This is a genomic window from Dyadobacter fermentans DSM 18053 (genome assembly GCF_000023125.1).
Taxonomy (GTDB): domain Bacteria; phylum Bacteroidota; class Bacteroidia; order Cytophagales; family Spirosomataceae; genus Dyadobacter; species Dyadobacter fermentans.
In genome coordinates this window covers 6,868,276-6,894,457 of record NC_013037.1, presented here as the reverse complement: position 1 = coordinate 6,894,457, position 26,182 = coordinate 6,868,276, and the positions used below count along the sequence as shown (strand labels likewise).

Genomic DNA, 26,182 nt, shown 5'->3' with positions numbered 1-26,182 from the left:
CCCTGGTTACAATGAAATTATAACGAAACGCCGCGTTTCCATGGGATAAAATCGTCCTGGCCGAGTTGCTGCGCTTTGGTGAGCTCGCCGCTGGCTACTTTGATCACGTAGTCGAGCAATGCTTCGGCGTTCTGCTCGATGGTTTGCGTGCCGTCCACCACCGGGCCGCAGTCGAAATCGATCACGTCGGGCATGCGCTGGGCAAGTGCCGAGTTGGTCGCCACCTTCGCTACGGGGCAAATCGGGTTACCTGTCGGCGTGCCGAGGCCGGTGGTGAAAAGGATAATGTTCGCGCCCGCGGCGGTTTGGCCGGTGGTGGCTTCTACGTCGTTACCCGGCGTGCACACCAGGTGCAAACCTGATTCCGTCGCGCGTTCGGTGTAGTTCAAAACGTCGGAAACGTATGCATTACCGCCCTTTTTGGCCGCTCCCGCGGATTTGATGGCATCGGTAATGAGGCCGTCCTTGATATTACCCGGCGATGGATTGAATGCGAATGCGGAACCTACTGCTTCGGCTTTGCCGGCGTAGTCGCGCATGAGTTTTTCGAATTTCGCGGCTTTCTCTTCGGTGACGCAGCGGTTGAGGAGCTCCTGCTCTACCCCGTTCAGTTCAGGGAATTCGGCGAGCAATGTCTGTCCGCCCAATCCTACTACTAAGTCGGACAAATGGCCCAGCACAGGATTCGCCGAAATGCCGGAGAAGCCGTCCGAACCGCCGCATTTTAGACCCACCGAAAGTTTGGACAATGGTGCGTCGGAACGTTCGAACTCGTTGATTTTAGTCAAACCCACGAATGTTTCCTTGATCGCCCCAGACATTAATGAATATTCCGTGCCTTTCTGATGCTCGAATGCAAAAAACGGCTTATTGAAATGCGGATCGCGTTTGCGGATTTCGTCTTCAAGCGTTTTCAGCTCCGAGTTCTGGCAGCCCAGGCTGAGTACCGTGATACCCGCCACATTGGGATGCACCGCATAAGCCGCAAACAGTGAACATAATGTGTTCGCATCCAGGCGCGTGCCGCCGCAGCCACCCTCGTGCGTGAGGAATTTCACGCCATCCACATTCTGGAACGGTCGTTCCGGTTTCTTCTTCGCCTGGATCGGTGCGTCGATGAATGCTTCCAGACTTTTAACTTTCCGCATATCTCCCTGCTGGTATAAATGCAGGAATTCGCGCACCTGGTCGCGGTAAATATCGGTTTGCGCATAGCCGAGCTCGCGCTCGAATGCGTCTTTCATGATGAGCACGTTGCGGTTTTCGCAGAAAACGAGCGGTACCACGAGCCAGTAGTTATATGTACCTACACGGCCGTCTTCGCGGTGATAACCTTTGAAAGTACGGTTTTGCCAGTGGCTTACGTCCGGCTGGGTGTATGAATAAGGCTGGCGGTTCGCCGTGCTATAATCGTGCGCGTCGTGTTTGAGGTTGAATGTCGTGATCGGCTCGCCTTTTTTGATCGGCTGCGTGGCGCGGCCGACGAGCACGCCGTACATGATAATGGCGCCGCCGGTGTCGATGTCTTCGGTAACGAATTTGTGCTTGGCCGAAACGCCATATTGCAGATTGTAAATGTTCCCCTCGTACGTCACGTCCGAGCCCGCGGGCTGGTCGCGCAAGGCCACGATAACATTATCGGAAGGGTGAACTTTCAGGAATTGGGACGCCATAATGATGTTCAGGTGAATGGTAATCTGACATATCCCTTTGGTTTTCAATCGGGCCAAATAGAATATATCAACAAAACAACAGAATTATTTGAATACAATGAACTCAGACATTAGCAATTTTTTCAACTATATTGGCATATATTTCTCTTTTACGGTTTTAACCATGTAATTATTTGTGAAACCGCAGCTATTACAAGTCCCGAAAGGCTTACAGAAGTCTTTCAGTATCCGCCGCGATGTGGTACTCTATTTTTATAACCGCTGGCACTACCATCCTGAATTAGAGCTCATTCACATCGAACAGGGCTCGGGCACACAGTTCGTGGGCGACAATATCCGCAGTTTCCAGAGCGGCGACCTCCTGCTGATCGGCCCTAACCTACCGCATTACTGGCGTTGCGACGAAAAGTACTTCCAGCGCGGCAGCCAGCTTTACGCACAGGCGACTGTCGTCCATTTTTCGGAAGAAATGCTGGGCAAAAACTTCCTGTCGCTCCCCGAAAACAAGTCGATCCACGATTTGCTCGTGAAAGCCCGGCTCGGGTTGAAGATACTCGGCGAAGGCACCGATAAAGTAAAAGCGCTTTTGCACGACCTCCTCAACCAAACGAATGGCAACTCCATCATCGGATTACTGCAAATCCTCGAAACGCTGGCGCATTGTGAGGATATTAATGTATTGTCCAACACGCAGTACCAGAACGAGTACGACCAGTACGACACTGACCGGATCAACCAGATTTACCAATACTCGATCTCGAACTTTCAGAAAAAGATCTCGATCGAAGAAATCGCGGAAGTGGCCAACATCAGCCCGCATTCATTTTGCAGGTATTTCAAAAGCCGCAGCCGCAAAACCTATTCGCAATTTTTGCTCGAACTCCGCATTGGCCACGCCTGCAAGCTGCTTTCGGAAAGCCGCATTCCCGTTGCGCAGGTTTGCTTTGAAAGCGGTTTCCACAATTTCGCCAACTTCAACAAATACTTTAAACTCCACACCGGCAAAAGCCCGATGCAATACCAGAAGGAATTCCGCAAAATTCCCATCTCGGCGCATTTGCCCGCATTCAACACAGCCGTATGAAAGCCAATCTGATCAATATTTTCGAAAAGACCATCCAGGAAGCGGAGATTCGCATTGCGGAAAAACGCATTGCGCAAATTGACATTCTTGGCCCCGAAGACCCTTCCCTACCTTATATATTGCCTGGCTTCACGGATGCCCATGTGCATGTGGAGAGTTCGATGCTCACGCCTGCGCAATTTGCACGGCTGGCCGTCGTGCATGGGACGATCGCGACGGTGTCCGACCCTCACGAAATCGCGAATGTGCTGGGTGTCGAAGGCGTGCATTTTATGATTGCCGACGGCAAGCGCGTGCCTTTCAAATTCTGCTTCGGGGCGCCTTCCTGCGTGCCTGCGACGGTTTTTGAAACTGCCGGCGCGGTTGTGGACGCGGAACAGGTGGGCGAGCTGCTCGCAAGCGACGATATCGGCTATCTGGCGGAGGTGATGAATTTTCCCGGGGTTTTGAATAAAGATCCCGACATGATGGCCAAGATACATTGGGCAAAACATTATAATAAAGTAATCGACGGCCACGCCCCGGGCTTGCGCGGCGACGCGGCCAGGCGATATGCCAGCTTCGGCATCAGCACGGATCATGAATGCTTCACCTACGAGGAAGCCCGTGAAAAGATCGGCTACGGCGTCAAAATCCTCATTCGGGAAGGCAGCGCGGCGCGGAATTTCGACGCGCTGATCCCGCTCATCGACGAATTTCCCGACCACATTATGTTTTGCTCGGACGACAAGCACCCCGACAATCTCGTGGAAGGGCACATTAATGCGCTCATCAAACGTGCGCTCGCATCGGGCTACAATTTCTGGAACGTGCTGCAAGCCGCCTGCATTAATCCCGTACTGCATTATAGTTTGAATGCAGGATTGCTCCGCGAAGGCGACGCTGCCGATTTTGTCATCATAGATAATGTGTATGCATCCAATATCCTCGAAACCTGGATTGACGGGGAATTAGTGGCGAAAGAGGGCAAATCGCTCATCCCCGATTTGCGGAGCGAACACCCGAACCACTTCGAATGCGCGCTGAAATCTCCTTCCGATTTTACTTTTTCTGCAAAAAATTCTGAAACCCGGATCAGGGTGATCGAGGCTTTGGATGGTCAATTGGTTACAAATGAGTGGCTAACGGAGGCAAAAATAACCGGCAATGCGATAGTACCCGATGTGGAGAACGACGTATTGAAGGTGACAGTCGTGAACCGTTACTCCGACGCGCCCCCGTCCATCGCATTTATCCGGAATTTCGGGCTGACGCAGGGCGCATTGGCATCGTCGGTTGCCCATGATTCGCACAATATCATTTGCATCGGGTGCGACGATGCGAGCATAGCGCAGGCGGTAAATCTGGTGATCGAAGCGGGGGGAGGATTGTCGGCGGTAGGTGCCGGAGAGCGGCATGTGATCGGCCTGCCGATTGCCGGATTAATGACCGATCGGGACGGTTATGAAGTGGCCAAGAGTTACACGCAGCTCGACCGTTTCGTAAAAGATCAGCTCGGATCAACACTCAAATCGCCGTTTATGTCGCTGTCATTCATGGCATTACTCGTAATCCCTTCGTTGAAACTGAGCGACAAGGGGCTTTTCGACGGAGAAAATTTCAAGTTTATCCCGCTCACGTTATAGTGTGCAAACGTTTTCAGGAAATAGTATCATTAACCTTTGAAATATAATTTTATGATGAAAATATTTTTAAAATATGTTTTTTTATAAATATATTTACAAGTGTAATAATGACATTATTCACAATCATTCCTAACCCCAATTCCAAATCCTTTCCAAACAATGGCTCACCTACGCTACAAGCAAGAAGAAGAACTCTGTTTTTGGGATCAGTTCAGAAAAGGCGATGAAAATGCCTACGCATGCCTCTACCGCTCTTACGTTCACATTCTTTACCAGTACTGTTCGCAATTCACGATCGACAAGCCTCTGATCAAAGATTGCATCCACGATTTGTTTGTAGAATTATGGAGAAACCGTATGACACTCGGTGACACCACCTCGGTTCGCTTTTATCTGATGGCCTCCATCAAACGCAAATTGGTCCGCCATTTGAATGCACAACAAAAGCATACCAGCAACGAAGATATCCCGGTGGAATACTGGCATATCAACACGCCTTCCCACGAGAACCACCTGATTTCGGAGGAAGAATTCGAATCCACCAACCAGCACCTGAATGTGGCCATCAACGGCCTGCCGCGCCGCCAGCGCGAGGCGATCTTCCTCAAATTTTACATGAACCTCAACAACCACGAGATCGCAGATTTGATGAAAATAAATATACAATCGGTATATAACCTGGTTTTCGGTGCGCTGGGCAACCTTAAAAAGCAAATGACACTCGACAGACTGACTTTTTAATCGCAGCCTGTTTAAACGTTTAAATACATTCTCAAAAAAGCGCGGCGAACCCTGCCGCGCTTTTTTTGTGTTAAATTTGCCTTACATTGACAAACTACTTTCCGACACTTCACTCATGAACACGATTACCACGCCCCTCGCCGAACGCCTCCGCCCGCGGACGCTCGACGATTTTGTGGGGCAGGAAAAGCTGCTCGGCCCGAAAGGTCCGTTAAGGCGCGCCATTTTACAGAATGCAATCCCCTCGATGATTTTCTGGGGACCGCCCGGTGTGGGGAAAACTACCCTCGCATTGCTCATCGCCGAAACAACCAAACGGCAATTCTACAACCTCAGCGCGATCAGTTCCGGCGTGAAAGATCTGCGCGAGGTGCTGGCACGGCCTTCGGGCTTGTTCCCGGCCATTTTGTTTATTGATGAAATTCACCGCTACAATAAAAGCCAGCAGGATGCATTGCTGGGAGCGGTTGAGAAAGGTCAGGTAACGCTGATCGGCGCCACAACGGAAAATCCGTCATTTGAAATCAACTCCGCATTGCTCTCGCGGTGCCAGGTATATATCCTGGAAGCATTTGGTGAAAAGGAATTGAAAGGCCTCATTGCCCGTGCATTGGAAAAAGATCCGTGGCTGAAAGAGAAGAATATCAAATTCGCATCCTATGACGCGCTGATGCGGCTTTCGGGCGGTGACGGCCGTAAACTGCTCAACCTCCTCGAACTGGTGGTGCTGGGTAAGGGTGACGCCAAGAAGATTGAAATCACCGATGAATGGGTGACCGAGGTAGCGCAGCAGAACATTGCTCGATACGACAAATCGGGCGAGCAGCATTATGATATCATTTCCGCATTCATCAAATCACTCCGCGGCAGCGATCCCAATGGGGCCGTGTACTGGATGGCCCGGATGATCGTCGCGGGTGAAGATCCGTCGTTTATAGCCCGCCGGATGCTCATTATGGCCTCAGAGGACATCGGTAATGCCAACCCCACGGCGATGATCATGGCCAATGCCTGCATGCAGGCCGTGAATGTGATCGGCTATCCCGAATGCCGCATCATCCTTTCGCAAACGGCCGTGTACCTGGCCACGTCGCCCAAAAGTAATGCGAGCTACATGGCGATCGGCGAGGCTATCGAGGCGGCTACGCGCACCGCGCACCTGCCTGTGCCTTTGCACCTGCGTAATGCGCCTACGAAGCTGATGAAGCAGATCGGCTACGGCAAGGATTATAAATACTCGCACAGTTACGAGGGAAATTTCGCGAAGCAGGATTTCCTGCCCGACGAGCTGAAAGGGACGCGGTTTTTCGAGCCCGGGCACAATTCGCGCGAGGAAGAAATCCGGAAAAAGTTGCAGCACTGGTGGGGCGACTGGTACGGCTACTGATCCCCTGCCCGCCTGCGTTTTTCCTCAAACTTTTCGAATGAAAGATCGGGGACGTGCGGCTGGCCGGGATTGCCAGTTTGCGGCTGGGCATCCGGATCTTTCGCTTGCAGTTCCTTACCGAGCGCTCTGGCGAGCTTTTCCAGGTTTTCGTCGGTTTCCTTGCTTCTGATGTATGCAGCAAGCGCTTCGTCGGATGGGACGCCAGGGTTTCCGGCGGCGTCTTCGGAATCAGTCGGCAGATTTTCCATAAGGTTGAGTAACAATGCGTGTGGCAGGTTTTGGGAAGTCCCGGCAAAAATGCGTTTGTAAAGGAGCAAACTTTCCTGAACATTGCAAGCATGAGCCATCTAAATTGTACCGAATACCATTAAATTGCTGAAAAGTCGAAACAACTCCATATGATCCCTGAAAGTATTCCCCTCATTGAAAGGCAGCTGCTGATCAATCAATGCAAGATCCTCTCCGTTATTGGTGACGAAAAAGAGCGCGAACTGTACGAAAAAAGAATTGAAATCCTCGAAAAAGGCTACACGGGTCTGTATCCGAAAGTTTTCAATAACCTGTATGAGGAAGTGCCTATGAGTGTTTATAACGAGATCTCGGATATCATGAAAATGTACAGCCGCATTAATGATTCCATCCGGCTGCTGCCGGAATCCGACAGGGACTTGCTCGACCTCGCATCGCTGGAATTTGAAGGTTTCGACCAGGACAATGGCATGCATTACTATATGATGTCGTACCTGGTGGACCGCATGGATGAGCACGGGGAGTACAAAGGGCGTGAACTGAAATCACATAAGAGCAATTCACTCATTAAATACAACCGGATGCTTTCTGTTTATTTCGGGTACGAAAATGCCCTGAAAGAGCAGTATTCCTCGCAGGATTTGCAGCGGTTTATCGACGAAGTCAAAAGCATGACCGTTGAAGCTCAGTTATAGTTTTTTGGGTTTTTACCGAATAGTAAATACTCAACGCGTGATGGCTACAAAAAATATTATTTCCTAAACAAAAATCAATGTTTTGATTAAAGAAATCATTAAGTTTGTATCGAAAGTCGTCTGACGACCTTCAATAACGTTGAGTAAAATCAAACATCCCGGTTACCTTGTAACTGGGATGTTTTTTTATACCACATTTGATTAATGTAACTGCATTTTACGGAGCCGGTTAGCATTCCGTTTAAGAAACAGGCGGTCGCTCATTGAATAGCGGTTATATGCGCTTCTTTTCTTCAAATCCGCCACAAGCCAGATCCCGCAGATTGCCGCACCGAAGAGCGCTATCGTCAACAGCACCGGTGCGATATGATAAATTTGTTGAAGTAACTGTGCCATAATTATCCGCTGCTAGTCAGGTTTCCGAATAATCATAAATAATCGTACCAGCAGCGTATGATGGCTTGTTACTAGCGCGCAGTGAGCACCTTCACGTCGCAGCCTACCACGGAATTGTTAACATATCCCACGCTGAGGCCGGAAATCTTTGTGGTCTTGCGCGCCGGAAGCGGTGTTTTGATGGTGATGATCTTCGAAACAACCACCGACTGGACCTCGTTGAGATAATTGAACTCCACCTCCGCGCTCTTCACCATAACAGGTGAATTATTTTCCAGCAGCATCGTGTGGATCGCAATGCCGCCGACGGTATGCCACTCGTTTTTCGCGACGCGGATCTTCGCAGCGAGCGACTCGCCCGAACTGCCCGCACCGGCATTCAGCGAGTCGCCGGCGGTGAGCACTTTCGTTTCTGATTTCACTGCATTTTCTTTTTCCAGGAAATCGAACTGCTTATAATAGTAGAGGATATAAATAAAAATACCTACCGGAATAATAGCACTGGCCCACTTCAATACAGGAATCAGAACCTTTTTAAACTTGCTCTTTTTGTTTCTTTTGCTGGGCATAACAAATGACTAACGTTGACAATTGAGGATGCATTAAAAAGTCAAATATAAAAACAAACCGCTGACTTGCGACCAGCGGTTTGTTTAAGTATTGTATCAGGCGCAATTACTGTCTCACAAATCGCTGCGAGTTAACCGATCCATCGACATTCGTGACCAGGATTACATAGGCGCCGGCCATCAGGCGACGTGCGCTGATACCCGAGTACAATGCATTCGATGATTCGAACACCACTTTGCCTGCGGCGTTCAACACTTTCACCTGCTTCACTTTGCTCCAATCACCTACATTGAGCGTGAGGCTTTCCGAAGCGCTCACGGGGTTAGGATAAACCAGCCCTGCGCCTTTGAAAGTCAGGCTCTGGATGCCGCTGTACGCGAACGTGTCGTCCTGGTCCACCATTTTCAGCCGGTAGAGGTTCTCCCCTTTCAAAGGCGACGCGTCCACATATGAGTAATAGCGGGTGGTGTTGCTTTCGCCATTGGATGCTAAAGAACCGATTTTAGACCAGTTTTTACCATTCTGACTTCTTTCAATTTCAAAACGGTCGCTGTTGGTTTCCTCCGATGTTGACCAAGAAAGCAGCGCGGTCTGTCCTTCCGACGACGCCTTAAAGCCGATCAGTTTCACAGGCAATGAGTTTTCGATCACTATGGTAAAGGTGGCTACTGCGCTCTGGCCGAACTGGTTTGTGGCCCGTACATCAAATGTGTAAGTACCGCCCTGGCCGCTCTGGGGTGTTCCCGAGAAAGTCCCGTCCGGGTTCAAAGTAACGGAGCCGGGGAGCGTGCCGGCCGATGTGCGGCCGCCCGGTGCGCTCACCTGGAACAATTCGTAAGTGTAGTCGCTTGGAGCGCCGCATTGAATGCTGAAACTTACATTGTTGCCGCTTTTCGCAGTGAAAAGGTCTGATGAAACCGTGTCGCCCACACGTCCGGCCGCTACGGTCCCGCCTGTGAACGACACGGGCGGACGGAAACCGATTTCATGAATGCGAAGTCCGGTAAACAATACCGAAACGCCAAGAACGGTACGGGAAGTAACGACAATTCGGTCGAAGCTGCCACCCGGTGTGTAGTTCACCGGCGTTAGCGCATTTCCGCTGAATGCATTGAGGAGATCGACGCTCAGCAGCAGGCTGCGGATCGATTGCTCACCCCCTACCGGCGTGCTACCCAGGTAAGCCTGTACGGTGATGTTGTTCAGCACAGAGACATCGGCCAGGGAAGGAGGTCTTGAAATCACCGCCACTACCTGATTGCCCGCCGGTACGGCTTTGCCGAGGTAGAACGTTTGCGAAACCGTGGATACGGCGTTGATATTCCCGTTTTGAAGCAGAGAGAAATTGTCTGCCTGGTTCACGATGCCGTCCAGAGCCTTCTGCGGATCGGTCAATGGAGGCGTCAGCTCAACGTCAATTCCGCTCTGCGCGGCATCCACGCTTGAATAAGTATAAGGGATCAAATCACATCCGGCGGCAGCGAGGTTGTCGTAAACCACCGCGCCATCCACTTCCAGTGTGATGCTAGCAAGAGCGACTGCCAGGGCGCCCGACGAATTACCCAGGTTGAGCGAGATCGTCAATTCCGAAAATGCCTGCGACGAGCTTACCAGAATGTACGTATTGTTCGCGCCATCCCGCACAAAAGTACTCGATGCCGTGCCCGCGCTGGTGGTCACGTCCACCACATCGCTCGACAACAAGCCAAGAAGGTTCACCAAATCACCCAGATCCAACGACAAGCCGTCGATCCGCGGGTTTTTCACCTTCACATATACTTGCGTATTCGCAGGCACCTGGCTCGCGAAGCCGAGCGTGAGGGTGGCAGTTCCCGAGATATTTATAGCCGATACGACCAGACCGGTAGAAACAAGTGTGGCATAATTATTGTCAAACCCGGCCGTCGCATTACCAGGGCTTTCTATACTTCCTGGTGCCAATGCCAGACCGAGGATCGGATCGCGTCCCACGGTGGTAGAACTCGATTGACTGGCAGCGTAGCGCTGAGCATACACATTTGCTGAACCTGCGACTGCTATCAACATTGCAATCGCAATACCAGATTTAGCCCGCAAGAGCCTCAATCTGCTGATTAAGTGGCCGATAGAACTTTTCATAGTGATAGAAATTTAGAATAGAAATAAACCGTTAAGTGAAATAATTGAATGCAACTGCTGATGAATCAGTGAATTAGAAGACAAATACCTGCCATCCCCCGCCAGAACCGGCAGCGGGGATAAATGTCACTTCGCGACCATTTGCGCACGTACGTACAGTCATATACGTGACGTGGCGACGCTTTTTATGAAGGTGTCGTCAAACGGGCAACCGGGTAACCGGCTAAGGGAGAGGTTAATAAACGTCCTTTGCTGAGTGTAAAATTTGTTTTAGATGTTGATGATTTTAAAAATACGGGTTAGCACTTACTGTACAGTTAGTTATACTATTTTGCTCAAAGTAATAGTACTTGTTTGCAAATGTATCGATTACCATCGCAAATAAAACCCGCATATTTTTAGTAAATATTTACCCCCCAAAAAATAGGGTAGTCCACTTAATTATCTCCACATAAAAATCCTGTATATGGGCGACGTTAATACCTTTAAATAAATTGTATGTGGCGTTGAATAGGTAAATTAGGCTAATTTTGGGCATTTAAAGTATTACGACCGATGCGACTCGGCGGCCATCAATTTTTGGCGATCCTCAACCCCTTTCGCACGAAAATTGCTATGGTGCGATCGTATAAAAAATCGTAGCATAAATATGTATTATCAAACGAATTAATTCTATGGATATAGTTTTAGTCGACGAGCATTTTCTGTTGGTAGATGCTCTGCAAAACCTTTTGAAATCGATGCCGGAAGTCAGCGACGTGGACATTTATACCGATGGCAAAGAGTTTATTGCTGAACGCGCCGCGCACCCGCCGGACATCCTTGTCATGGACCTCGCGCTGAATGGCATGAACAGTATCGAACTGCTGGATATCTGCCGCAGTACGCTGCCGAGCGAAATGAAGATCATCGTGCTGTCGGCAGTTACCGACGCCCAGACGGTCAAACACACGATCCGCCGGGGCGCCAATAGCTTTCTGTCAAAATCGACGGCATTGGAAGAATTCCTGGAATCGATTTTTCAGGTGTACAAGGGCAAGCAATACATCGGGCGTTCCATCCGCGAAAGTCTGGTCAACAGTGTTTTTTCGGAAGAAGAAGTTGTGCTGCACCTTTCACCGCGCGAAAAGCAGGTGCTGCGTAAGGTATGCAGCGGACATACGATCAAGGAGATTGCCTACGAACTGAAACTGAGCACCCACACCGTGCAGTATTATCACCGGAGTGTGATGGATAAATTGAAGGTCCGCCGCACGACCGACCTCATCGTGTACGCCATGCAGCACGGCCTGTATATCCCGGAAGCCAGGTAGAAATCCGGCTTCCGGGCGTAAGGTTACCGGCCCGAAAAACGGCCGTAAAAATCAGGGAGGGGATTCAATGCGGTGTTTTTCCGCTGGTGCCAGTACGGATAAATGGGCGATTTGTCACTCGCCGCATCCAATCGCTTTACCTGGTCGAGGGTGAGGTTCCAGCCCACAGCGCCGAGGTTTTGCTTCAATTGCTCCTCATTGCGCGCGCCGATCACGATGTTGCTCACCGTAGGCCGCTGCAACAGCCAGTTCAATGCGACCTGCGCAACGGTTTTGCCCGTCTCCGCGGCTACTTCGTCGAGCACATCGATTAAATGGAAGAAAAATTCCTCGGGAACTTCCGGGCCTTCACCGCCTCCCTGGGCAATGCGCCCTTCCGGCGGAACAGGCTGCCCGCGGCGGTATTTTCCACCGAGCCTGCCGGCTGACAGCGGGCTCCACACGATGGTGCCCACGTGCTGGTCGACGGCGAGGGGCATGAGCTCCCATTCAAACTCCCGGCTCAGCAGCGAGTAATGCGCCTGATGGGCAATGTACTTCGCCCAGCCATACCGCTCCGAAACCGAAAGCGACTTCATCAGGTGCCAGCCCGAAAAGTTGGAACAGGCAATATAGCGGATCTTGCCGTCGCGGATCAGGTCGTTCAGCGCGCTCAGCGTTTCTTCTACCGGCGTAGTGCCGTCGAAACCGTGCATATGGTACACGTCGATATAATCGGTTTGCAGCCTGCGCAAGCTATCCTCGCAAGCCTTGATCAGGTGAAAACGGCCCGAACCCGATTCGTTGGGCTTGTTACCCATCTTGAATGTGGCTTTGGTAGAAAGAATGATCCTGTCACGCAGCCCAATCACCGCTTTGCCCAGAATTTCCTCGGAAAGGCCCTGCGAATACACATTCGCCGTATCAAAGAAATTGAGCCCCGCATCCATACAAAGGCCTACGAGCGTTTTGGCCTCGTCCACCTGCGTGTTTCCCCATGCTTTGAAGAAATCGCCCGTTCCGCCGAATGTGCCGGTCCCGAAGCTCAGCACAGGAACTTTTAGCCCCGATCCTCCCAGTTGTCTGTATTCCATTTGAGTTGCTAATTAAATGATCAAAACCACGCAGCCGCCGGAAAGCGACTGCCGGACTGCCCCGAATTATAGGACAAAATCTGCAAACATCAAATGAAAAACGGCGTTGCTGTAACGCAGGCGCATGAAAAAGGGCCGGTATGATCCGGCCCCGTGGCTTCGATTACCAGATTAAGAATCCGCCAGTCATCTTCCAGAATGGTTATCTCAGCCGTTCGTTCAGTCAGGTTAATGATGATTTTTGAAAACTATATCTTGTAGATTCATCGGCGTCTTTCAAAAAAATATCTTCCCTGAAAATCAGGGAAGATATCCGCATTATTTACTCAACGTTCCTCTATTACTTAACCTTCGACCCATCCAACAGACCAGGATTCGTCGTTGGCCAAGCCCCAGTTCAATAATATGATTCAAATATGGTGGATGGAATCCGACCTAAAGAAATGCGATGTGCAACAGGTTCTTTTGGTTGAATATTCGGGAAAACCACCCTGTTTTTGCTCCGGAATCTGCATTCTTATTATCTTTAAAAGATAATTTATACCTATTTGAATTTCCTGACTTAATAACCTCACCATGAACCGTAGAGAAGCTGTTCAAAGAATAACCTTCCTGCTTGGCGGCGCCATTTCGGCACCGCTCATGGCCGGCATTGCAGGCGAACGTCTGAATTTCGGCCCCTCACTCGAAATCTCCGACCAGCAGGAAGCACTGCTTGCCGAAGTGGCCGATGTGATCATCCCCACTACCGGCACGCCGGGCGCGAAGGCAGCCGGTGCGGAGAAGTTTATCGTACGCGTCATGCGCGACTGCTATCCGATGGACGAGCAGAAAAAGTTTTATGATGGCCTTACCAAAGTGAATGCATTGGCTAAGGAAACCTATTCGAAGGATTTTACCGCGCTGGATGCCACGCAGAAAAACGACATTATTAAAAAGACCACCGTTTCCGATAAGCCGTTCTTCCTGCAAATGAAGGGGCTCACCGTGACCGGCTATTTCACCTCAGAGATCGGCGCGACGCAGGCGCTTGATTACCTGCCGATCCCAGGCCGGTTTGATGGCAGCTGGCCTATGCCCAAAGGACAGAAAAGCTGGGCACTTTAATTCGGAAACATTAAATGGACAACAGTAGCAGACAATACATGACTACCTACTGACCATTCCAAACTCTAACAGAAAATGGCGAATCTTAATATCGACGCAAAAAAAGACATTACCTACGACGCTATCGTGATCGGCTCGGGAGTTTCCGGCGGCTGGGCGGCGAAAGAACTGACCGAGAAAGGCCTGAAAGTACTCATGCTCGAAAAGGGCAAGAACCTGGAACACGTAACCGGCTATGAAAACGCATTAAAAGCTCCCTGGGAGACCCAATACAATGGCCGGCTGACGGTTAAACAGAAAGAAACCCACCCATTCCTCTCGCGCGACTATCCGTATAATGAAATGACCGAGAAGTACTGGATGAACGACATGGACCAGCCGTACGAGGAGAAAAAACGCTTCGACTGGTTCCGTCCGAACATCGTCGGTGGAAAGTCCATTATGTGGGGACGGCAATCGTACCGGTGGAGCGACCTCGATTTCGAGGCGAACCTGAAAGACGGAGTCGCCGTCGACTGGCCGATCCGTTACAAAGACGTAGCTCCGTGGTATTCATATGTAGAAAAACACGTAGGTATTTCGGGCGAAAAGCTGGGCCTCTCCCAGTTGCCGGACAGCGATTTCATTGCACCGATGGAAATGTACCATGTGGAAAAAGAAGTGCGTAAGCGCCTCGAAAAAGAATTCCCTGGCCGTGTGATGACCATTGGCCGCGTCGCTAACCTTTCCCAACCGACCAAAATCCAGCTCGAAGGCGGGCGCGGCCCGTGCCAGTACCGCAACCGCTGCTCTTACGGATGCCCTTACGGCGCCTATTTCAGCACCCAGTCGTCGACATTGCCGCCAGCGATGAAAACCGGCCGACTGACGCTCCGCCCGGATTCGGTGGTACGCGAAATTATTTATGACGGCAAAAAACAGGGAGGCCGCGCTACCGGCGTGCGTGTGATTGACACGGTAACTTTGCAGGAACGCGAGTTTTTTGCCAACATCATATTCGTATGCGCCAGCGCGCTCGCAACCACTGCATTGCTCCTTAACTCCACCTCGGACCGCTTCCCGAACGGAATGGGCAATGACTCCGGCGAACTAGGCCATAACCTCATGGACCACCACTTCCGCACCGGCGCGAGCGGAACCTGGGAGGGCGATCTCGATAAATATTACTTCGGCCGCCGGGCCAACGGCATTTACGTGCCGCGCTACCGCAACGTGGGCAGCGACAAGCGCGACTATCTGCGCGGATTCGGCTATCAGGGAGGCGGCGGCCGCCAGGGATGGCAGCGCAACGTGGCCGAGCTGGCATTCGGTGCCGATTTCAAGGAAGAACTTACCACGCCGGGCAACTGGACCATGGGCTTCGGCGGATTCGGCGAAACGCTGCCTTACCACGAAAACCGCATGTATCTCAGCAAGGACAAAAAGGACAAATTCGGCATTCCGGCCGTGGTGTTCGACGCGGATTTGCGTGAGAATGAGAAAAAAATGCGGAAAGACATGATGAACGACGCCGCCGAAATGCTAGAAAAATCCGGCGTGAAGAACGTCCGTACATACGATAATGGCTCTTACCTCGGAATGGCCATCCACGAAATGGGAACCGCCCGCATGGGCCGCGACCCTAAAACGTCGGTCCTGAACGGCAACAACCAGCTACACGCAGTGAAAAACGTGTTCGTGACGGACGGTGCCTGTATGACTTCCGCGTCGTGCGTGAACCCGTCGCTCACCTACATGGCGCTCACGGCGCGTGCGGTGGATTTTGCGGTGAAAGAATCCAAGAAGAAAAATATCTGACAGGATATTCAGAGGCCAGGTCGCAAAACCTGGCCTCTTTTTTTATAGTGGTTCAACAAAAGCATCTGCTATTTTTTGCAACATTTTGCAACTTTCTGCAAAATCTCATTTCTTTGTAGAAAATTCACAGCAGCATAATGGAAGAGAAACTGAGAATCAGCGCGGCCAGACGAGCCACTTTATTAATATTTTTGGTGTGCGGCATCGGCCTGTCGAGCTGGGCGCCGATGGTACCTTTTGCCAAAATCAGACTTGGGTTGAACGATGCCGATCTGGGTGTGGTGCTGCTCGCATTGGGAGCCGGGGCCATTCTCACCATGCCCGTAACGGGGTTGCTGATCAACAAATATGGCAGCCGCACGGTCGCGGTGGTGTCGGCGCTGGTGATTGCCTCACTCCTTCCCCTGCTCCTGCTGGCCGGCACAGCCTATGAGCTGGCTGCCGCTCTTTTCGTTTTCGGTGCGGGCATCGGCTCCATTGATGTGTCCATGAACGCGCAGGCGGTAGTAGTGCAGGAGCGCTACGGCAGCCACATTATGTCGTCGTTTCACGGCATGTTCAGCGTCGGCGGGCTCATCGGTTCCATCGGCCTCGGTTTCCTCATCAAAGCGGGGCTGTCGCCTACTTACGCCGCCATCGCGATTTCTGCATTGCTCGTTGTGATCACCTTCACGCAGTCGCGGTACCTGCTGCCCCATTCCGAGGAGGCCAAAATGGACAGTACGAGCTTTGTATTGCCCAAAGGCCCGGTGATCCTGCTCGGCATTATGTGCTTCATTCTTTTCCTCGCAGAAGGCTCTTTGCTCGATTGGAGCGCCGTTTTCCTGCAATTCTCGCGCGGTTTCGACCCTTCGTTCTCCGGACTTGGCTATGCCGCATTTTCAGTGGCGATGGCCATTATGCGCCTTACCGGCGACGGCCTCATTCATCGCCTGGGCCCGGCCAAAGTGGTGTTTTACGGGACGTTACTTGCCGGAGCCGGATTTATGGTCGCCGTACTCATCCCACCTGCCATTGCTGCATTGGTAGGTTTTGTGATGGTAGGGCTTGGCGCTGCCAATGTGGTGCCTATATTCTTCACCGCCGCGGGCCGCATTCCCAACATTCCGCCGTCGATCGCCTTGTCGGCCGTGACTATTCTGGGCTATTCGGGCCAGCTGGCCGGTCCTGCGCTGATAGGCGTGCTGGCCGAGATCACGTCGCTCTCGTGGGCGCTTGGGCTGGTTGGGGTGCTATTGTTTTTCGTCGCATTCGGCTACAAGCACCGCGACTAGCCGCTTCGCCCGTCACTAAAACGCTTCGCCTGTAAAAAGGTAAAAACCGGGTCCGTCCTTCGTAAAACCGACGTCCAGCCGCAGGAAAATGTCTTTTTTGGGAAACAATAAATATCTCAGACCAACGCCGCCAGACAGCCGTGCCCGCGCGGGTGTAAGCGAACCGATCTTCGGCCCTACCACTGCCGCTCCCGCGAATACCGCGCCGCCAAACCGCTTGCTGAACCCGAACGGCAGCCAGCGATGCTCTACCTGCGTGGCCAGCATGTTTTTGTCGCGGTAGCGACCATAATAGTAACCGCGCATGATCATTTCCCCGCCCATCAGAGCCATTTGATTAAATGGCACATTACCCGTAAAAAAGTTACCGTAGATCTGCCAGGCCAATACATTCCGGCGTGTTAGCGGGTGCGAACTGCGGACATCCAGGTTAAAGCCCTGGAAATTATAGTCGCTGGCGAGCGAACGGTTGTATTTCAGAAAAGACAATTCCCCAAACAAACCTTTGCGGACATTGAGCACATTATGGCGGTTATCATACACCACCGCCGCTCCCAGGCCGATATTGAGCGTGCCTTGGCTACCCTTCGGCTCGTCATAGAAATGACCCTCGGGCTGTTTGAATTTCGCATTATATAGCTGCTGATAGTCGACTTCCGGGCCGATAAAGAAGTTCGGCCTGATGCGCCGGAGCACGCGTTGCCGGAAAAGCAGGTAGTTCGCGTCGATCAATGCCGGCTCGGCTTCGGGCGTGGTGTGCCCGATCCCGTAATACAGCAAGGGGAAGCGCTGGAAACGCGTCCGTCCGAGGAAGAACCACTTGTCTTTATCCCCGTAAATTGCATTGTCGAGCCAAATACCGTACTGTCCTTCGAGCGTGACGAATGTAAATGCCGCTACTTCGCTCAGGCGGTTGAGCGTATCGCCTTTGGCCTGAAAAAGCAGCAGCGAGGACAGCCCCACCTCCACGCTCGTCTCGGGCGCGTAACCCAATGTAGGGTACACGCGAAAGCTCGATTTTCCTTCGCCCGTCGTATCTGAAATTGTTTTTTGTACAAAACGCCTGAACCAGCCGTCCTGCGCATATGCCTGCGAAACCTGAATTGCCATCAAGAGGCCGGTCAGGAACAGATGCTTTTTCCTCAATGCGCTACCGTTTAGATGAGAGTGTTGTTTTAAATCGTGAATATAAAAATCAATCCGCAAGCTTCAAGTAGATGCCCCGCAGGAGCCTTCTTTTGCTTCAAACCATTATCCCCGGAATGAAAAACCGCATTTTACTCTTTTATTTCCTACTGCATACAACTTGCCTGCTGGCACAAAACAAGGCCGACCTCTGGTGGAAAAGGAACAACCTCAGGGTCATTCAAATGAACCTCCCCGCCTACGAGGCAGCGACGATCAACGCCGATTCCATTGTAACGGACCTCGTCGCATGCTCAGCTAACACCCTGTTAATCAATGCCGGAGGAATCATGGCATTCTATCCGACCAAACTGGATTTCCACTATCGCAACCCCTATCTCAAAGACAATAATGTGCTGGCCGATATCGTCCGCAAATGCCACGAGAAGAGCATTAAAGTGATCGTCCGCTTTGATTTCAGCCGCGTGCATGAAAGCATTTTCAAAGCCCACCCCGACTGGTGCTACATTTCCCCAAAGGGTGAACGCATCATCAATACGGATATGTATGTAGTGTCCATTAATGCACCCTATGTGCAGGAAAAGGCATTCAGGATCATCGAGGAGGTGATCAATACCTTCCCGATAGACGGTATTTTCCTGAATATGCCCGGTTACCAGGTCAATAACCCATACGAAGGCAAATACCACGGCATTGATCAGAATGAGTATGATAGAAAGCGTTTCGCCGAATATAGCGGCGGCAAAGCACTGCCTGTCGAAGAAAACAAAGCCGACCCGCTTTTCCAGAAATACCTGGAATTCAAGAAAGCGACGGTCGAAGACTGGTCCGAGCGGCTGCACAAGCTCGTGAAATCCAAAAATGAGCAGATCGCGATTTGCACCTATTCCGACAAGTTTGTGGACATTATCCGCCACGAGTCTCAAAGCATGACCACCCTGCCCTATTGGCCCTACACGGCGTCGGACAACGTTGGAAATGCCGTGAACTCATTCCCCGACCACATTATCAGCAATGCGAGCATTCAGCAGATTTCCTTCCAGTCGCGGTACAATGCCGTGGAGCCGGAAGAAACCCGGATCAGACTGTATGAGAATATTGCGAACGGTTCGGGCCTGGATATGAGCATGATGGGCGATATGCGCGGGTATGAGGACGAGCGAAATTTCCCGGTTTTCAGGAAAGTATATGGTTTTCACAAAAAGAACGAGGCCTATTTTGGTAAATACAAATCAGTGGCAAAAATAGCGGTGGTAGCGCCCGGCGCCTGGCCTAGCGGCGAGCCCATGCAGGAATACCGCGGCATCCAGCTGATGCTCCGCGAGGCGCACATCCCGTTCGACATCGTGGAAGACGGCCAGATTTCCCATCTGGAAGAAAAAATGAAAGGCTACCAGCTGATTATCCTCCCCGAAATCACCTATCTCAAACCGGAGGCGATCCGTATCTTGAAAGAAGCCAGCCAGCAAGGCACCCACCTGATCGCCACCAACCGCGCATTGTGGGACAGTCCTGAAACGCTGGAAGCCCTTTTCGGCGCGAAAATCGAGAAGAAGGATAATGATGGCGCCGGCAACTACCTCGTTCCCGACGACCGGGGCATTTTCAAGAGCTTCAAAGGCCAGAGCATGCTCTTCTGGAAATTCAATCTCGGCCTTTACGACCTCTCCGGCGCAGACCAGAAGCTATTGCCCGGTGTTGGCAAAAGGCCGCCCCGGCCCGCCCGAGATCATCGGCGGGCATGATCGCACAGGTTATTTTGCATTGGGTATTAAAAACCATCCGAAGAGCAAAGCGGCGATTTTCCCCGTTAATCTGGGCCGGATTTACTACATGCACGGCTACCAGGAGCACAAAAACCTTTTGCTGGATATGGTGCACCATTTGCTGCCTGAAACCGCACAAAATTTCCAAACAAACGCGCCGGCGCGGGTAGAAACGGTATTGAAGGAATTTACTAAAAATACCCCCGAAAACAGCGCTAAAACTACTTCTGACGGCCAAATCTTGCACCTGATCAACCTCACCGGTTTCAGTGGAAATACCTATTTTGAACCGTTGCCGTTGAGCAACTTACAATTCAGGATAAGGCTGTCGCAAAAACCGCAAAAAGTGTTTACATTGACGGATCGCAAGCCTTTGAACTTTACCTGGAAAGAGGGCACGATCAGTGTCTCGCTCGCCCGTTTGGCGGAGTTTGAAAGCATTGTGATGGAATGGTAAACTAAATCGAACGCCACCCCTATGAAACCCAAACTCGTTCTGCGCCTTGCTGCGCTGTGTATCGCCGTGCATTTAATCGGGCATTTTTTTGGTCATTTTTCGTGGAAAGAAACCCCTGATCCCGTCAAACAGGAGGTGATCCGGCAAATGACCGGCCCGGAGTTCGAGTTTATGGGCGTAATGCGGAGCATGGGCGACTATTTCGAAGGTTACGGCCTGATCCTGTTTGTCGTATATGGCATGTCGATAGCGCTCATTCTCTCCGCCGCACGGTATTCCGACAGCTACCACGACATTGCCCGCAAGGTGCTCACACCCATCGGGATCGGCTACGTCGCCATGGGCGCCATTGAATTCGTGTATTTCTTCCCGTTTGCAGGCTTCATCAGCCTCGCCGCGGGGGCGCTCATCATCCTCGCCATTTTCCTGAACGGATAGTTGCTACAATTTGGGAGCGTTCGGCTTGTTGGGCGCTTCTCCTACCCGAATGCCGCTGGTCCTCAGTTTGCGGCCATAATCTTTGCCACTGATTTCTACATTCAGCACGTCCGAATCTGCTCCGCCGAATGCAATTTTGGTTACCATTCCCGCCGGCAAGGGTAAAATGGCATTCACACGCCCGGTCTGATCGAGTATTTGCACGCCCATGTTGGTGGCTACATAAATCCGGCCTTCCCGGTCGCAAATAATGCCGGAAGCACCCGCTTTGTTATCATCATCAGTCACGTGCAGCCACCCGAATCGCTGCCTGTGTGCCAGTTTTCCATTGGGTTGAATCTGCGAGGCGTGTACCCAGTGTGATGAGTCAATGGTGTAAACCAATGTCTGATCAGGTGAAAGGGCGGCACCCACTGCTTTGAGTGTCTTTAAGGAATTTACACTGGACGATGTCGGTTTCCCAACGATCGGAAATGCGTTCTTTGTTTCCTTCCATCCCTCTCCCGAAATCAGCAATGCAGCCAGCGTCGCATTCTCCGATTCGCCGGTTTTTACTTTTTCCGGCCAGCCTTTCCATAAATAGCGCATGGCCTCGGGAAAAAGCGCCGTGCCATGTTTGCCATTGTGGCCTCCCTCGCCCCATTTGTGCGTGACTTCGTAGCCCGCGAATGTAAGCGCTCGCAGCATTGTTTGGTTCGCCATCCACCAGTCGCCGGCGTAAATATTGAGGTCATTGGCGCCGTCCTGCATGTAAATGCGAATAGGCTTGGGCGCTACTTTCCGGACTAATGTCGGGTAGCGGTCGGCGCCCCGGAGGCCTACGTAAGTACCTATGGCGCTAAAAACGCGCGAAAATGCATCGGGCCGCTCCCACGCTGCCGTGAATGCGCATACCGCCCCGCTGCTCGACCCGCCTATCGCGCGGTCGTTGCCGTTTTTTGAAAGGCGGATCGGCCGGCCATCGCTCGTCTTCTGCTTTTCTACTTCGGGCAGGATTTCTTCGAGGATAAACCGCGCATAGGCATCGCCCAGGCCATCGTATTCGAAACTGCGGTTGAAACGGTCGTTGGCTCCGTCGGGATTGGCGGCTTTCACGCGGCCATGCATCACAAACACGCCGATTGTCACCGGCATTTCCTTCTGGTGAATGAGGTTATCAAACACCGTCGGGGCATTCCATTGAATGCCATCCTGGTTCACATACACACACGCGGGCGCGTCGGGCTTGTATTGCGCAGGCACGTACACCCAGTATTCTCGCCAGGTACCGGGGAATATTTTGGATTGGTCAAATACAAATTTCAATACTTCGCCTTTCGGCACGCGCGCGTGCTCTTCGGAAGCGGGGTCCATGGGGTAACTTTCCTCCGGCGGCTGGGCATTGGCTGCAATGGATGTGAAAAAGCAAAACAGGAGCAGAAGATGCTTCATACAGGTGTGTATTTTAATTAAAAACTAAACTTACAAATAGCTGAGCCACCAGGTGCGCTTACGGGCCCGGTATTCGCCATACCATTTGCAGGGCCAATAGAGCGCTACCACAATTAAAATCCAGATCAGATAAGTTTGCCTGAGCGGGTAGCCGAATTCATTAGGCCGGAATTTGAAAAACAGGCTATCGTCCGTAGCCTGCTGCCAGGTGTAGCCGGACAGGAAGACGGTCACCATCGTCATGATATGGATTACATAAAAATGCACGAGGAAAAAGAAGAACGGCACCCGGCCATACACTGTGCAGATGCGGCTGAATGCATTGTCCGTTTGCTCGGTCAGGGCGAGCAGGATGAGTATCGGCCCCTGCGTCATGAGCGTGAATAGCAGCGAAGGCGGATATTTGGTCACGTTGAAGAAGGATATGAAAGTTTTGGCGGCGGTGTCCTGTGACGACCAGGGAGCAGGATCGCCATAGCCATTGATGAATCTCAATAGCACAAACAACGCCGTCAGCGCCGCGCCGGTCCACAATAGCAGCTTCCTGCGCCGCTGCGGATCGGCATTGCGCTTGTAGAGCATGCCAAGCCCATACCCCGACATCATAATGCCCGCCCAGGGGAAAATCACGTACAGAAAGACGATCGCGCCGCCATCGGGCCGTGGCAGGAACGTGCCCCTACCGGTGAAGAATATGCGCAACAGAATGTCCGCAGTGGAATTCTCCTGCAATTTCACGTAATCCAGCAGGTTGTGCCCGAGCACCAGCGCCAGCCCCAGGATGAGGATCGTTTTCGGCGATGCAAAACGCACCGCGATGCCGAGCACGATCATTGCGCCGCCCAGCGCCCAGAATACGGCGAAAAAGAGCGTTTTGTAATAAATATCGAATGTAAATGCGAAGGTCATGAACACCATTTCCACGAGAATAAGCCAGAAACCGCGCTTGATGAGGAAAGATGATTTCTCGCCCGGCGTCTTGTTAATGCCCGATAAATAAGCGGACAGGCCCGAAAGCATCATGAAACTTGGCGCGCAGTAATGCGTGATCCAACGCGTGAAAAACAATGCGGGCGTTGTGGTGGCCAGGTCGGTGGGGTCGCCGGTGGCGCCGGCAATGTGAAAGAAGTCCCTGACGTGGTCGAGGGCCATGATGATGATGATCAGGCCCCGCACGGTGTCGATCGACCGGATACGGTTGGTGAGGGTACTGGTGGTGGTATACATGACTAATAAAAGTTGATAACAACTGACCTAAGAAGCCCCATAAATTACTGATTTACTGCTGATAGTTATCACACAACAGGCAACAAAAATCCCGGCAACGGGCAACAAAAATGCCGCGCATTGCCGGGATCACAAAAGTCGGGATTAGTTACAGTAATGCTGCTCCGAAAACACCCGCGCTATCGCCCAGTTTGGGCTTCACAATCGGCGTAGTTACAATTCCTTTGTTGAAAATATATTTGCGGATGCGCTCGTACCCGGCCGTGTAAAGCAGGTCGATATTGCCTACACCGCCACCGATCACGATCAGATTGGGGTCAACCACGTTGATCAGCGTCGATACCGCGCGACCGTAATATTCGAGCAATCTTTCGATCGTCGCCTTCGCGTGTTCGTCGTTGCCGGCGTGGTATCTTTCGAGAACGGTTTTCATCGAAACCTTCTCCCCGCTCGCGCGCTCGTAGAAACGCTCCAACGCGGGGCCTGAAATCACCTGTTCCACACAGCCAGACTTCCCGCAATAGCACGGTTCTCCACCTTCTTCGAGGATATTGTGGCCCCATTCGCCACCGATTCCGTGATGCCCGCCGATGATTTTGTTGTTCACTACCAGTCCGCCGCCGACACCCGTGCCCATGATCACCCCAAACACCACTTCGGCTCCGTGGTAATCCTTACCGGCTCCCATCAGCGCTTCGGCCAATGCGAAACAGTTGGCGTCATTAGCCAGCTCGCAGGGCACGCCCAGGATTTTTTCAAGATCGGTCTTCAACGGCATGCCGTTCAGGCAGGTCGTATTGGAATTTTTCATCAGCTGCGAATCCGGTTCAAGCACGCCCGGGGTCGCAAAACCGATCTTCCGCGGCCGTTCGCCCACCTGCTCGGCCACCATGTCGATCAGCTTTTTGATCTGCGACAAAATGTGGTCGTAACCATTCACCGATTCCGTCGGCACGCGCATTCGCACCACCACTTCCAGATTCCTTTCGGGATCCAGCACTGCACATTCTATTTTAGTACCTCCTAAGTCGATTCCCCAGAGTTTCATTTGTTATGTGTTGTTATAATACTTCGGCAGTCGGCCGTCGGCTTTCGGCTGATGTTTACAAGTAAGCCAAATGCCGATAGCTGATAGCCGACAGCCGAAGTCCCTTAATATTACTAATAATTCTATCCGAATCGGCCGCCGGCTTTCAACTGATGACTTTACAAGTAACCGAAAAGCCGAATGCTGATAGCCGACAGCCGAAGTCCCTTAATATTTTAATAAGATTTTATCCAAATCTGCCGCCGGCTTTCAACTGATGACTTTACAAGTAACCGAAAAGCCGAATGCCGATAGCCGACGGCCGAAGTCCCTTAATGTGCTTTATAAAATTTATATCCAAACAGGAAGATCACCGAATAGCAGATGATCGGCAGATAGTACGCGTGCGCCACATTGGTTTCTGCCACCGCGCCCATCAGGAACGGGAAAAATGCCCCTCCGGCTACGCCCATCGCGATAAATGAGGAGCCCTGCTGCGTGTGCGGGCCCAGGTTTTTGAGACCGAGACTAAAAATCGTCGGGAACATGATGCTGAAAAAGAAGTTGAGCATCATCAGCGCAATGAACGACGGCCATCCCCACGCCTGCGCGATAATGAGGCACATCACGATGTTACTGAATGCAAAGATCGCCAGCAAGGTATGCGGAGCAATGAAGCGCATCAGGAAAGTACCCACGAAACGGCCGGCAAGCATGAGCGCCATGAAACCGATCATATAGTTGGCCGCCACCGCATCGGAGAAGCCCATTTTCTCGTGCCCGTAGTTGATAAAAAATGCCCACGTGCCGCCCTGCGCCGCCACATTGAAGAACTGGGCAATGACGGCCCACACAAAATGACGGTGTTGAAAAAGCGTTTTACCCGGCTCCGAATCCACGTTGACCGCATCCGGGTCAACATCCGCCGCATGCGGGTCGATGAGCGCAGGCACTTTCACGAACGAAAACGCCAGGGCGATCAGCGCAATCACCGAACCGATGGCGATATACAGGTTACGCACCGAGGTGAGGTCGGTACTGCCTTCGATATGGTCGCGAAACAGGAAGAAACCGCCGATAGCCGGCCCGAGGATCGCACCTAATGCATTGAATGCCTGGGCAAAATTAATGCGCTGGTCGCTGGTACGCTGGTCGCCCAGCGATGCTACAAACGGGTGCGCGACGGTTTCGAGCGTTGCCAAGCCGCAGCCCAGAATGAAAAGCGCGATGCCAAAGAATGGAAATGAAGCGGTGCTTGCAGCCGGAACAAACAGAAACGAACCCAACGCAAACAGCGACAAGCCGAGTAACACGCCGCTCTTATAACCAAAACGCTTCATGAACAAGCCCGCCGGGATACCCATGATGAAGTAAGCCCCGAAAATGGCAAACTGCACGAACGCCGACTGCGTCTTGGTCAGGCTCAGCACTTTCTGGAAATGCTTGTTGAGCACGTCCCCCATCGTAATGGCGATTCCCCAAAACATGAAAAGGGAGGTGACGAATACCAGCGTAACCAGGTATTTTTTGTCGGTGAACTTGGGCGGGGAGGCGTGAACGGTGCCGGCGGAGGAATGGTTGCTCATTT

At 51.8% G+C, this 26,182-nt stretch carries 23 protein-coding genes; 12 read left to right on the top strand and 11 right to left on the bottom strand.

Annotated elements, in window-relative coordinates:
* Positions 1-17: 17 nt before the first annotated feature.
* Complete coding sequence (locus tag DFER_RS28625) at positions 18-1,673, bottom strand: UxaA family hydrolase (protein ID WP_015815165.1); 1,656 nt, start codon at positions 1,671-1,673, stop codon at positions 18-20.
* A 175-nt stretch (positions 1,674-1,848) separates the two neighbouring features.
* Between DFER_RS28625 and DFER_RS28620 the strand changes: the two genes are divergently transcribed.
* From DFER_RS28620 to DFER_RS28605, 4 genes are all read left to right on the top strand, one after another.
* Positions 1,849-2,757, top strand: coding sequence for an AraC family transcriptional regulator (locus DFER_RS28620; protein ID WP_015815164.1), 909 nt, complete (start codon positions 1,849-1,851; stop codon positions 2,755-2,757).
* Complete coding sequence (gene ade, locus DFER_RS28615; RefSeq protein ID WP_015815163.1) at positions 2,754-4,382, top strand: adenine deaminase; 1,629 nt, start codon at positions 2,754-2,756, stop codon at positions 4,380-4,382. The genes DFER_RS28620 and ade overlap by 4 nt, the downstream gene beginning before the upstream one ends.
* 159 nt (positions 4,383-4,541) lie before the next feature.
* Positions 4,542-5,123 (top strand): RNA polymerase sigma factor, encoded by a 582-nt coding sequence (locus tag DFER_RS28610; RefSeq protein ID WP_015815162.1) that lies wholly within the window; start codon positions 4,542-4,544, stop codon positions 5,121-5,123.
* 115 nt (positions 5,124-5,238) lie between these two features.
* Positions 5,239-6,510 carry a replication-associated recombination protein A gene (locus DFER_RS28605; RefSeq protein WP_015815161.1) on the top strand — a complete coding sequence of 424 codons (1,272 nt, stop codon included), beginning with the start codon at positions 5,239-5,241 and terminating at the stop codon, positions 6,508-6,510.
* Here DFER_RS28605 and DFER_RS28600 read toward each other — a convergent pair.
* Positions 6,504-6,758 (bottom strand): hypothetical protein, encoded by a 255-nt coding sequence (locus DFER_RS28600; RefSeq protein ID WP_143828847.1) that lies wholly within the window; start codon positions 6,756-6,758, stop codon positions 6,504-6,506. The genes DFER_RS28605 and DFER_RS28600 overlap by 7 nt on opposite strands.
* 150 nt (positions 6,759-6,908) lie before the next feature.
* On the opposite strand from DFER_RS28600, the gene DFER_RS28595 reads away from it, so the two are divergent.
* Positions 6,909-7,454 (top strand): YfbU family protein, encoded by a 546-nt coding sequence (locus tag DFER_RS28595; protein WP_015815159.1) that lies wholly within the window; start codon positions 6,909-6,911, stop codon positions 7,452-7,454.
* 201 nt (positions 7,455-7,655) lie between these two features.
* Here DFER_RS28595 and DFER_RS28590 read toward each other — a convergent pair whose 3' ends face one another.
* From DFER_RS28590 to DFER_RS28580, 3 genes are all read right to left on the bottom strand, one after another.
* Positions 7,656-7,850, bottom strand: a complete 195-nt coding sequence (locus DFER_RS28590) for a hypothetical protein (RefSeq protein WP_015815158.1) — start codon at positions 7,848-7,850, stop codon at positions 7,656-7,658.
* 71 nt (positions 7,851-7,921) lie between these two features.
* Positions 7,922-8,419: a hypothetical protein gene (locus DFER_RS28585; protein ID WP_015815157.1), complete on the bottom strand. Its 498-nt coding sequence runs from the start codon at positions 8,417-8,419 to the stop codon at positions 7,922-7,924.
* A gap of 106 nt (positions 8,420-8,525) precedes the next feature.
* Positions 8,526-10,466, bottom strand: coding sequence for a putative Ig domain-containing protein (locus DFER_RS28580; protein ID WP_015815156.1), 1,941 nt, complete (start codon positions 10,464-10,466; stop codon positions 8,526-8,528).
* 746 nt (positions 10,467-11,212) lie between these two features.
* On the opposite strand from DFER_RS28580, the gene DFER_RS28575 reads away from it, so the two are divergent.
* Complete coding sequence (locus tag DFER_RS28575) at positions 11,213-11,851, top strand: response regulator (RefSeq protein WP_015815155.1); 639 nt, start codon at positions 11,213-11,215, stop codon at positions 11,849-11,851.
* Between the two features lie 23 nt (positions 11,852-11,874).
* Here the strand turns inward: DFER_RS28575 and DFER_RS28570 are convergent, their stop codons facing one another.
* On the bottom strand, positions 11,875-12,924 hold the full coding sequence (locus tag DFER_RS28570; RefSeq protein ID WP_015815154.1) for an aldo/keto reductase: 1,050 nt from the start codon (positions 12,922-12,924) through the stop codon (positions 11,875-11,877).
* Positions 12,925-13,500: 576 nt separating this feature from the next.
* On the opposite strand from DFER_RS28570, the gene DFER_RS28565 reads away from it, so the two are divergent.
* From DFER_RS28565 to DFER_RS28555, 3 genes are all read left to right on the top strand, one after another.
* The gene (locus DFER_RS28565) at positions 13,501-14,031 is read left to right on the top strand and encodes a gluconate 2-dehydrogenase subunit 3 family protein (protein WP_015815153.1); all 531 of its coding nucleotides are present in this window, start codon (positions 13,501-13,503) and stop codon (positions 14,029-14,031) included.
* A gap of 75 nt (positions 14,032-14,106) precedes the next feature.
* Positions 14,107-15,828 carry a GMC oxidoreductase gene (locus DFER_RS28560; RefSeq protein WP_015815152.1) on the top strand — a complete coding sequence of 574 codons (1,722 nt, stop codon included), beginning with the start codon at positions 14,107-14,109 and terminating at the stop codon, positions 15,826-15,828.
* Positions 15,829-15,965: 137 nt separating this feature from the next.
* On the top strand, positions 15,966-17,102 hold the full coding sequence (locus DFER_RS28555) for an MFS transporter (RefSeq protein ID WP_015815151.1): 1,137 nt from the start codon (positions 15,966-15,968) through the stop codon (positions 17,100-17,102).
* 15 nt (positions 17,103-17,117) lie between these two features.
* Here the strand turns inward: DFER_RS28555 and DFER_RS28550 are convergent, their stop codons facing one another.
* Positions 17,118-18,212 carry a BamA/TamA family outer membrane protein gene (locus tag DFER_RS28550; RefSeq protein ID WP_015815150.1) on the bottom strand — a complete coding sequence of 365 codons (1,095 nt, stop codon included), beginning with the start codon at positions 18,210-18,212 and terminating at the stop codon, positions 17,118-17,120.
* 152 nt (positions 18,213-18,364) lie between these two features.
* Here DFER_RS28550 and DFER_RS28545 point away from each other — a divergent pair, with 152 nt between their 5' ends.
* Genes DFER_RS28545 through DFER_RS28540 form a run of 3 tightly spaced genes read left to right on the top strand, consistent with a single transcriptional unit; the run spans position 18,365 to position 20,909 of the window.
* On the top strand, positions 18,365-19,993 hold the full coding sequence (locus DFER_RS28545; RefSeq protein WP_229206131.1) for an alpha-amylase family protein: 1,629 nt from the start codon (positions 18,365-18,367) through the stop codon (positions 19,991-19,993).
* Positions 19,947-20,471, top strand: coding sequence for a hypothetical protein (locus DFER_RS30650; RefSeq protein ID WP_015815148.1), 525 nt, complete (start codon positions 19,947-19,949; stop codon positions 20,469-20,471). The genes DFER_RS28545 and DFER_RS30650 overlap by 47 nt, the downstream gene beginning before the upstream one ends.
* Positions 20,472-20,492: 21 nt before the next feature.
* Positions 20,493-20,909, top strand: coding sequence for an LIC_13387 family protein (locus DFER_RS28540; protein WP_015815147.1), 417 nt, complete (start codon positions 20,493-20,495; stop codon positions 20,907-20,909).
* 3 nt (positions 20,910-20,912) lie between these two features.
* Here the strand turns inward: DFER_RS28540 and DFER_RS28535 are convergent, their stop codons facing one another.
* The 4 genes from DFER_RS28535 to DFER_RS28520 all read right to left on the bottom strand — a co-directional run bounded on the left by DFER_RS28535 (position 20,913) and on the right by DFER_RS28520 (position 26,180).
* Positions 20,913-22,340, bottom strand: coding sequence for an alpha/beta hydrolase-fold protein (locus tag DFER_RS28535; protein WP_015815146.1), 1,428 nt, complete (start codon positions 22,338-22,340; stop codon positions 20,913-20,915).
* A 30-nt stretch (positions 22,341-22,370) separates the two neighbouring features.
* Complete coding sequence (locus DFER_RS28530) at positions 22,371-23,567, bottom strand: acetyltransferase domain-containing protein (protein ID WP_015815145.1); 1,197 nt, start codon at positions 23,565-23,567, stop codon at positions 22,371-22,373.
* Positions 23,568-23,715: 148 nt separating this feature from the next.
* Complete coding sequence (locus DFER_RS28525) at positions 23,716-24,615, bottom strand: ROK family protein (RefSeq protein WP_015815144.1); 900 nt, start codon at positions 24,613-24,615, stop codon at positions 23,716-23,718.
* A gap of 311 nt (positions 24,616-24,926) precedes the next feature.
* Entirely contained in the window at positions 24,927-26,180 is a 1,254-nt protein-coding gene (locus DFER_RS28520; RefSeq protein WP_015815143.1) for a sugar MFS transporter, read from the bottom strand.
* Positions 26,181-26,182: the final 2 nt, after the last annotated feature.

Coding starts and splice junctions, on each gene's coding strand:
- DFER_RS28625 (WP_015815165.1), bottom strand. CDS start 1,673: ATGGCGTCCCAATTCCTGAAAGTTCACCCTTCCGATAATGTTATCGTG.
- ade (WP_015815163.1), top strand. CDS start 2,754: ATGAAAGCCAATCTGATCAATATTTTCGAAAAGACCATCCAGGAAGCG.
- DFER_RS28610 (WP_015815162.1), top strand. CDS start 4,542: ATGGCTCACCTACGCTACAAGCAAGAAGAAGAACTCTGTTTTTGGGAT.
- DFER_RS28605 (WP_015815161.1), top strand. CDS start 5,239: ATGAACACGATTACCACGCCCCTCGCCGAACGCCTCCGCCCGCGGACG.
- DFER_RS28600 (WP_143828847.1), bottom strand. CDS start 6,758: ATGGAAAATCTGCCGACTGATTCCGAAGACGCCGCCGGAAACCCTGGC.
- DFER_RS28595 (WP_015815159.1), top strand. CDS start 6,909: ATGATCCCTGAAAGTATTCCCCTCATTGAAAGGCAGCTGCTGATCAAT.
- DFER_RS28590 (WP_015815158.1), bottom strand. CDS start 7,850: ATGGCACAGTTACTTCAACAAATTTATCATATCGCACCGGTGCTGTTG.
- DFER_RS28585 (WP_015815157.1), bottom strand. CDS start 8,419: ATGCCCAGCAAAAGAAACAAAAAGAGCAAGTTTAAAAAGGTTCTGATT.
- DFER_RS28580 (WP_015815156.1), bottom strand. CDS start 10,466: ATGTTGATAGCAGTCGCAGGTTCAGCAAATGTGTATGCTCAGCGCTAC.
- DFER_RS28575 (WP_015815155.1), top strand. CDS start 11,213: ATGGATATAGTTTTAGTCGACGAGCATTTTCTGTTGGTAGATGCTCTG.
- DFER_RS28570 (WP_015815154.1), bottom strand. CDS start 12,924: ATGGAATACAGACAACTGGGAGGATCGGGGCTAAAAGTTCCTGTGCTG.
- DFER_RS28565 (WP_015815153.1), top strand. CDS start 13,501: ATGAACCGTAGAGAAGCTGTTCAAAGAATAACCTTCCTGCTTGGCGGC.
- DFER_RS28560 (WP_015815152.1), top strand. CDS start 14,107: ATGGCGAATCTTAATATCGACGCAAAAAAAGACATTACCTACGACGCT.
- DFER_RS28555 (WP_015815151.1), top strand. CDS start 15,966: ATGGAAGAGAAACTGAGAATCAGCGCGGCCAGACGAGCCACTTTATTA.
- DFER_RS28550 (WP_015815150.1), bottom strand. CDS start 18,212: ATGGCAATTCAGGTTTCGCAGGCATATGCGCAGGACGGCTGGTTCAGG.
- DFER_RS28545 (WP_229206131.1), top strand. CDS start 18,365: ATGAAAAACCGCATTTTACTCTTTTATTTCCTACTGCATACAACTTGC.
- DFER_RS28540 (WP_015815147.1), top strand. CDS start 20,493: ATGAAACCCAAACTCGTTCTGCGCCTTGCTGCGCTGTGTATCGCCGTG.
- DFER_RS28535 (WP_015815146.1), bottom strand. CDS start 22,340: ATGAAGCATCTTCTGCTCCTGTTTTGCTTTTTCACATCCATTGCAGCC.
- DFER_RS28530 (WP_015815145.1), bottom strand. CDS start 23,567: ATGTATACCACCACCAGTACCCTCACCAACCGTATCCGGTCGATCGAC.
- DFER_RS28525 (WP_015815144.1), bottom strand. CDS start 24,615: ATGAAACTCTGGGGAATCGACTTAGGAGGTACTAAAATAGAATGTGCA.
- DFER_RS28520 (WP_015815143.1), bottom strand. CDS start 26,180: ATGAGCAACCATTCCTCCGCCGGCACCGTTCACGCCTCCCCGCCCAAG.